At 65.1% G+C, this 7,865-nt stretch carries 6 protein-coding genes and 2 tRNA genes; 7 read left to right on the top strand and 1 reads right to left on the bottom strand.

The window, feature by feature from the left end; genetic code table 11:
- The first annotated feature begins 191 nt into the window (after positions 1 to 191).
- The 7 genes from gyrB (at position 192) to AC1DHD_RS11680 (ending at position 7,214) form a co-directional block, all read left to right on the top strand.
- Positions 192 to 2,276, top strand: coding sequence for a DNA topoisomerase (ATP-hydrolyzing) subunit B (gene gyrB, locus AC1DHD_RS11710; RefSeq protein WP_476879879.1), 2,085 nt, complete (start codon positions 192 to 194; stop codon positions 2,274 to 2,276).
- Positions 2,277 to 2,334: 58 nt separating this feature from the next.
- On the top strand, positions 2,335 to 5,043 hold the full coding sequence (gyrA, locus tag AC1DHD_RS11705; RefSeq protein WP_476879878.1) for a DNA gyrase subunit A: 2,709 nt from the start codon (positions 2,335 to 2,337) through the stop codon (positions 5,041 to 5,043).
- Positions 5,040 to 5,654, top strand: coding sequence for a DUF3566 domain-containing protein (locus AC1DHD_RS11700; protein ID WP_476879877.1), 615 nt, complete (start codon positions 5,040 to 5,042; stop codon positions 5,652 to 5,654). Before gyrA ends, AC1DHD_RS11700 begins: the two co-directional genes overlap by 4 nt.
- A gap of 98 nt (positions 5,655 to 5,752) precedes the next feature.
- Positions 5,753 to 5,826 (top strand) — tRNA-Ile (locus AC1DHD_RS11695).
- A gap of 38 nt (positions 5,827 to 5,864) precedes the next feature.
- Complete coding sequence (locus AC1DHD_RS11690; RefSeq protein WP_476879876.1) at positions 5,865 to 6,002, top strand: DLW-39 family protein; 138 nt, start codon at positions 5,865 to 5,867, stop codon at positions 6,000 to 6,002.
- Between the two features lie 72 nt (positions 6,003 to 6,074).
- Positions 6,075 to 6,150 (top strand) — tRNA-Ala (locus AC1DHD_RS11685).
- 149 nt (positions 6,151 to 6,299) lie between these two features.
- Positions 6,300 to 7,214 carry a DMT family transporter gene (locus AC1DHD_RS11680; RefSeq protein ID WP_476879875.1) on the top strand — a complete coding sequence of 305 codons (915 nt, stop codon included), beginning with the start codon at positions 6,300 to 6,302 and terminating at the stop codon, positions 7,212 to 7,214.
- Positions 7,215 to 7,241: 27 nt separating this feature from the next.
- On the opposite strand, the gene AC1DHD_RS11675 is transcribed toward AC1DHD_RS11680, so the two are convergent.
- The coding region (locus AC1DHD_RS11675) for a glycosyltransferase family 2 protein (RefSeq protein WP_476879874.1) at positions 7,242 to 7,865 on the bottom strand (624 nt) is incomplete at its 5' end.

The following is a 7,865-nucleotide window of genomic DNA, read 5'->3' as shown; positions in this document are numbered from 1 at the left end:
CGGTAGAATCATGGTAGATAACTGGGCGCCGGTGAAACGTCGACTGAGTTCGTTTCCGACGCATTTTCTGTGTGCGGACGGACTCGGCCGGGGACAGCAGCCGGGGTGCAGCGACGTGCCTGTTGGCGGCCACGTTCCTTCGGGAACGGGACGGCCGGCCTTCAACGAACATAGAGGAGTCGAAAGCGCCTGTGGCTAACGACAGTAATGATTTCCCGGCAGCGGATCCAGCCGAAGGTGCGGCGGTGGAAACAGCCGGGGAGGCAGTGAAACCCCGCGAATATGGTGCCAGCGACATCACGGTGCTCGAGGGCCTCGAAGCCGTCCGCAAACGCCCGGGTATGTACATCGGCTCCACGGGTCCCCGCGGCCTGCACCACCTGGTCTACGAAGTGGTGGATAACTCCGTCGATGAGGCGCTGGCCGGCTACTGCACGCACATCGAGATCGTTCTGCAGGCCGACGGCGGCGTCAAGGTCGTGGACAACGGCCGCGGCATCCCCGTGGACATGCACCCCACCGAGCACAAACCGACGGTGGAAGTGGTCATGACCATCCTGCACGCGGGTGGAAAGTTCGGCGGCGGCGGGTACGCGGTCTCCGGCGGCCTGCACGGCGTCGGCATCTCCGTTGTCAACGCCCTCTCCAGCCGCGTGGAAACCGAGGTCCGCCGGCAAGGCCACGTCTGGCGGATGTCCTTCGCCGACGGCGGCAAGCCCCAGGGCAGCCTGGTCCAAGGTGAAGAGACTTCCGAAACCGGCACCACCCAGACGTTCTACCCGGACGCCAGCATCTTCGAGACCACCGACTTCGACTTCGAGACGCTGCGCGCGCGCTTCCAGCAGATGGCGTTCCTGAACAAGGGCCTGCGCATTACGCTGACCGACGAACGCCAGGCGGCTTCAGAGCCCGCCGAAGACGATGACCTGGATCTCGACGTCGTCGAGACCGAAGGCGAAGTCCCCGCTGAATTCCACACCGTGGTCTACCAGTACGACGACGGCCTGCTGGACTACGTCAAGCACCTGAACTCCGGCAAGAAGGTGGACGTTGTCCACGAGGACGTCATTGCCTTCGAAACCGAGGACACGGAACGGCACATTGCGCTGGAAATGGCGATGCAGTGGACCAACGCGTACTCCGAAAGCGTCCACACCTACGCCAACACCATCAACACCCACGAGGGCGGCACCCACGAAGAGGGCTTCCGGGCCGCGATGACCTCGCTCATCAACCGCTACGCGCGGGAGAAGAGCATCATCAAGGAAAAGGATGACAACCTCACCGGTGACGACATCCGCGAGGGCCTGACGGCCGTCATCTCGGTCAAGCTGTCCGAACCGCAGTTCGAGGGCCAGACCAAGACSAAGCTTGGTAACTCCGAGGTCAAGGGCTTCGTCCAGCGCGTAGTCACCGACGGGCTGGGCGACTGGCTGGAACGCAACCCGGGGCCTGCCCGCGACGTGATCCGGAAGGCCATTTCCGCAGCCCAGGCCCGCATGGCCGCCCGCAAAGCCCGGGACAACGCCCGCCGCAAGAGCCCGCTGGAATCGTTCGGTATGCCCGGAAAGCTTTCCGACTGCTCCTCCAAGGACCCGCAGAAGTGCGAGGTCTACCTCGTGGAGGGTGACTCGGCCGGTGGTTCCGCGAAGCGCGGCCGCAATCCCGAAACCCAGGCGATCCTCCCGCTGCGCGGCAAGATCCTGAATGTCGAGCGGGCCCGGCTGGACAAAGCCCTGGGCAACGCCGAGGTCCAGTCCATGATCACGGCCTTCGGCACCGGCATCGGCGAGGACTTCGACCTCGCCAAGCTGCGCTACCACAAGATCGTCTTGATGGCCGACGCCGACGTCGACGGCCAGCACATCACCACCCTGCTTATGACGCTCCTGTTCCGCTACATGCGCCCGCTGATTGAAAACGGTTACGTGTACCTTGCGCAGCCGCCCCTGTACCGGATCAAGTGGTCGAACGCACCGCACGACTACGTCTACAGCGACCGGGAACGCGACGCGAAACTCGTCTCCGGCCAGGCCGCCGGCCGCCGTATCCCCAAGGACAACGGCATCCAGCGCTACAAGGGCCTCGGCGAGATGGACTACACGGAACTCTGGGACACCACCATGGACCCGGACCACCGGACCCTCCTGCAGGTCACCATGGACGACGCCCTCGCGGCGGACCAGACCTTCTCCGTCCTGATGGGCGAAGACGTTGAATCCCGCCGAAACTTCATTCAGCAGAACGCCAAGGACGTTCGGTTCCTCGATATTTAGCGGCTACGGCCGTGCATATTCCAGAACCGATATATACCTGAAACGGAAAATATAGACTATGAGTGACGAAACCCCCGAGGTCCCCGCCGAATCAGGCGCGGAGCCCGTACTCGAAGGCAACGTTCTTGACACCGATGTGCTGACCGACCGCGTCGAGCAGGTGGACCTGCAGACCGAAATGCAGCGKTCCTACCTGGACTACGCCATGGCAGTCATCGTCGGACGTGCCCTGCCGGACGTCCGCGACGGACTCAAGCCCGTCCACCGCCGCGTGCTCTACGCGATGTTCGACGGCGGCTACCGTCCCGAGCGCTCCTTCAACAAGTGCGCACGCGTCGTCGGCGAGGTCATGGGCCAGTACCACCCCCACGGCGACACCGCGATCTACGACGCCCTGGTCCGCCTGATCCAGGACTGGACCATGCGCTACCCGCTGGCGCTCGGCCAGGGCAACTTCGGCTCGCCCGGCAACGACGGCGCCGCCGCCCCGCGGTACACCGAAACGAAAATGGCCCCGCTGGCCATGGAAATGGTCCGGGACATCGACGAGGAAACCGTCGATTTCCAGGACAACTACGACGGCAAGAACCAGGAACCCACCATCCTGCCGGCGCGGTTCCCGAACCTCCTGGTGAATGGTTCTTCCGGCATCGCCGTCGGCATGGCCACCAACATCCCGCCGCACAACCTCCGCGAGGTTGCGGACGGTGTGCAGTGGTACCTGGCCAACCCGACCGCCACCCGCGAGGAACTCCTCGAGGAACTCATCCAGCGCATCAAGGGACCCGACTTCCCGACCGGCGCCACCATCCTGGGCCACAAGGGCATCGAGGATGCCTACCGGACCGGCCGTGGCTCCATCACGATGCGCGCTGTGGTCAACGTTGAGGAACTCCAGGGCCGCACGTGCCTGGTGGTCACCGAGCTGCCCTACCAGGCCAACCCGGACAACCTGGCCATCAAGATCGCCGAACTGGTCAAGGACGGCAAGATCTCGGGCATCGCCGACCTCCGCGACGAGACCTCGGGCCGCACCGGCCAGCGCCTGGTGATCGTGCTCAAGCGCGACGCCGTGGCCAAGGTGGTGCTGAACAACCTCTACAAGCACACCCAGCTGCAGGACAACTTCGCCGCCAACATGCTGGCGATCGTCGACGGCGTGCCACGCACGCTGAGCCTCGACGCGTTCATCCGGCACTGGGTCACGCACCAGATGGACGTTATTGCCCGCCGTACCCGGTACCGGCTGCGGAAGGCCGAGGAGGAAGCGCACATCCTGCGGGCACTCCTCAAGGCGCTGGACGCGCTCGATGAGGTCATCGCCCTGATCCGCGCCTCCAACACCACCCAGGCTGCCCGCGACGGGCTCATGGAGCTCCTCGAGATCGACGAGGTTCAGGCCATCGCGATCCTGGACATGCAGCTGYGCCGGCTCGCCGCTCTGGAACGCCAGAAGATCCAGGACAAGCATGCCGAGCTCGAAGCCCTGATCACCGAGTACAACGCCATCCTGGCCTCCGAGGCACGCCAGCGCGAGATCATCAGCACCGAGCTCGGYGAGATCGTCGCCAAGCACGGCGATGACCGCCGCACCAAGGTGCTGATGGGCTTCGACGGCGACATGTCCATTGAGGACCTGATCCCCGAAGAGGAAATGGTTGTCACCATCACCCGCGGCGGCTACGTCAAGCGGACCCGCAGCGACAACTACCGCTCACAGCAGCGCGGCGGCAAGGGCATCAAGGGTGCGCAGTTGCGCGGCGACGACGTCGTGGAGCACTTCTTTGTGACCACCACCCACCACTGGCTCCTGTTCTTCACCAACCTTGGCCGGGTCTACCGCGCCAAGGCGTACGAGCTTGTGGAAGCAGCGCGGGACGCCAAGGGCCAGCACGTGGCAAACCTGCTCGCCTTCCAGCCCGACGAGCACATTGCCCAGGTGCTGGACCTGCGCGACTACCAGCACGCGCCGTACCTGGTCCTCGCCACCAAACGCGGCCTGGTCAAGAAGACCCGGCTGGAGGACTACGACACCAACCGGTCCGCCGGCGTCATTGCCATCAACCTGCGCGATGAGGACGAGCTGGTCTCCGCCCAGCTGGTCTCCGAAACCGACGATCTTATGCTGGTTTCCCGCAAGGGACAGTCCATCCGCTTCACCGCCACGGACGATGCGCTGCGCCCGATGGGTCGGGCCACTTCCGGTGTTACCGGCATGAAGTTCCGCGAGGACGATGAACTGCTGGCGGCCGACGTCGTGCAGGACGGTTCCTTCGTCTTCATCGTCACCGAAGGCGGGTTCGCCAAGCGGACCGCCGTGGAGGAATACCGCCTCCAGGGCCGTGGCGGCCTCGGCATCAAGGTCGGGAAGTACCAGGAAGAGCGCGGACACCTCGTTGGTGCCCTGATTGTCCAGGAAGAAGATGAAGTCCTGGTGGTCATGGAAGGCGGCAAGGTGGTGCGTTCCTCGGTGACCGGGGTGCCTGCCAAGGGCCGCGACACCATGGGCGTGATTTTTGCCAAGCCGGACAAGAATGACCGCATCATCGCAGTGGCCCGGAACAGCGAACGCGGCCTCGAGACGGACGAAACCGATGCCGAAACCGCGGACGAAAGTCCGGCTGCGGGGCAGGATGACGTAACGTTGGCTGCAGATAACGGATCACACGAGGGGTCCGTAGCGACAGAATCAGTACCGGCCCCGGAGTCAGATGAGTCATCAGGCCATGCCGAACTGGACGAAGACAACACCGGAGGTAACGCGTGAGTAATTCCGACTCATATCCCAAGTCCAGCAGTGGCCCCGCCGGAACACGGCAGCCCTCTGCCGCCCCGCGGGTGAACGCGCCGTCGCGTCCGCAGCAGCGGCCGAACGTCGCCGGCTCCGGTGCACGCCCGGCCGCTCCGGGCCAGCGTCCGGTATCTGCGGGCCAGCGCCCGCCCGCCCAGGGCCAGCGTCCAGCGCAGGGCGCCCCCGGCGCCCCGAGCCTGGTCAAGCCGGCACCGAAGGCCAAGGTCCGCCGCGCACGCCTCCTGGTCAGCAAGGTGGACCCCTGGTCCGTCCTGAAGATGGCCTTCCTGCTCTCGGTGGCGCTGGGTATCGTGACCGTGGTGGCGGCCATCGTGCTGTGGACCGTCCTGGACCTCACGGGCATCTTCGACCAGGTGGACGGCCTGCTCGGCACCCTTGCCGGCACCGAGAGCGGCGGCTTCGAGCTGAAGAAGGTCGCGTCGCTGGGCCAGGTCGCCTCCTTCGCGGTGATTATTGCCGTGATCAACGTGGTGCTGCTGACAGCCCTGTCGATGCTCTCGGCGGTCCTGTACAACATCGCTGCCACCCTGGTGGGCGGCATCGGCGTCACCCTCACGGACGACTAAAACCCGTACTTTTCCCGGCCAAACCCCGGGGAAATGCCTCGATTTGAGATCGGGCCGGGATGTGCTGTAAAGTCATATCTCGGCCCGATGAGGYATCGGGGCGTATAGCTCAGGCGGTTAGAGCGCTTCGCTGATAACGAAGAGGTCCCAGGTTCAAGTCCTGGTACGCCCACGGAACCTGTACTGGTTCCTGTAAGGGTCCACGTAAAAGTGGCCCGGAACGGGGTGCATGTGAAGAAGTTGCTGGTTGTTGCAGCCACGATCGCAGGCGTCCTGGTCTACAGGAAAGTGCAGGAATCCGAAGCCCGAAAGGCAGTCTGGAGCAAATCGACCGATACGGTTGATTAGCCTGGGACCCGGGGCAGGAACGCTGGAAACAGCGTGACGGCGCCGGGGTATGATTGACGGGTTGCTTCTTATGGGGGCATGGCGCAATTGGTAGCGCACCTGCTTTGCAAGCAGGGGGTTCGGGGTTCGAGTCCCCGTGCCTCCACCATAAGAAAGGGTCCCGGCCAGCGGAAACGCTGACCGGGACCCTTTGCTTTAACCACCGCGGCCGGGCCCCTTCCTGCTCCCGCCCCGGGCATCCCCGTAACCACCCCGTCCGGAGCCGGAACGTCCCGCCGGGGCCTCTATTGTGGGTACGTGAACTTCTTCCTCGCCGCGCTCGGCGTCCTCGGCGTCGCCTCGTCCGGCCCGTTGATCGCAGCGACCCTCGGCGCCACGACCGTCAGTGCCCTCGCCATCGCCTTCTGGCGGAACGCTATCGGTGCCGTGGTCATGGCCGGACCCGTCCTGGTCCGGCAGCCCCGCCAGTTCGGTCGGGTCAGCGGCAGCGAATTCCGCTGGTCGCTGGCCGCAGCTGTGGCCCTCGCACTGCACTTTGCCTGCTTCATCACGTCCCTGCAGCTGACCTCGGTGGCAGCCGCAACGGCCCTGGTGTGCCTTCAGTCGGGCTGGATCGCCGTCTTCCAGCTCTTCCGCGGGATCAGGCACCCCTGGCAGGTCCTCGCAGGCCTGGGGCTGGCGTTCGGCGGCGTCGTCGCAATCACCGGCTTCGACATGGGCAGCTCGCCGCAGGCCGCGCTTGGGGATCTTCTGGCCGTCGCCGGAGGGGTCCTGGCCGGCATTTATACCCTGGCCGGCGGCAAGGCCCGGCAGAGCATGGGAACCGGCGTCTACACGACGCTCTGCTACGGCATGTGTGCCGCCTTAGTGGCCGTGCTGGCCCTTTCCACCGGCCAGCCCCTTGCTGGCTTTGACGCGACGGGGTGGCTGGGCATCCTGGCGATCACCGTATGCGCGCAGCTGGTGGGACACACCGCCTTCAACCATCTCCTGGCCACCATGAGCCCGCTGCTGGTCTCCATGATCATCCTGCTGGAGATCCCCGGCGCCGCCCTGCTCGCCGCAGCGTTCCTGGGCGAGAAGCTCCCCGGCGGAACGTATGCGGGGCTGGCGATGATCCTTGTGGGGCTCGCCGTCGTCGTCGCCGGCCAGCGACGCTCCCGCGCGGTTCGGCGTGACGCAGCACGGCTTGCGGAGCTGGGAACGGACTAACGACGACGCCGRTCCGCGCCGCGGGGGCTACTGGCCGCCGCGGCGGGCGGGCTGGGCAGTGTTCACCGTGTGGATGGCGCGCAGCAGCTTGGCCGGGAAGTAGACGGAGAAGAAGACGACCATAGGGGCCTTCAACGCCATTTTCTTGACGTTGTGCGCCTTGTAGGTGCGGTCGAACCGGGTCACGTAATAGCGGTAGTCCCGCGGGGAATCCTCCAGCCGGCGGGCGGACATACCGGAGACCATCTGGGGCCAGTACTGGATCCGGAGCTCGTGGTCGGCGAGGTGCAGTGAGAGGTCGATGTCCTCATGCATCTCATCCTTTTCGTCCCGGCAGGTTTCGAGCCGGATGGTCTCCCACGCGGAGCGGCGCAGGGCCATGTTGGATCCGAAGAGGAAGTGGTACTGGTGCTTGGCCAGTTTCAGCATCAGTTGCCGCATCTTGTCGTCGGCTTTGAGACCGAAACGGCGCATCGGCATGTCGTAATACACGACGGGTCCGGTGGCGGCATGGACGGCGCTGTCCGCGAAGGCCTTCTGGACTTGTTCTACCCAGTCCGGCTCCAACACCGAATCCGCGTCGATCCGGCCCAGGATCTCCCCGGTGGCGTGGTCCAGCCCGAAATTGCGGGTGGGAATGAGGCCCTGGTC

The organism is Arthrobacter sp. 05L45_2, assembly GCF_056397525.1.
The sequence above is the reverse complement of the archived record's forward strand: the minus strand, read 5'-3'. Positions and strand labels throughout refer to the sequence as shown.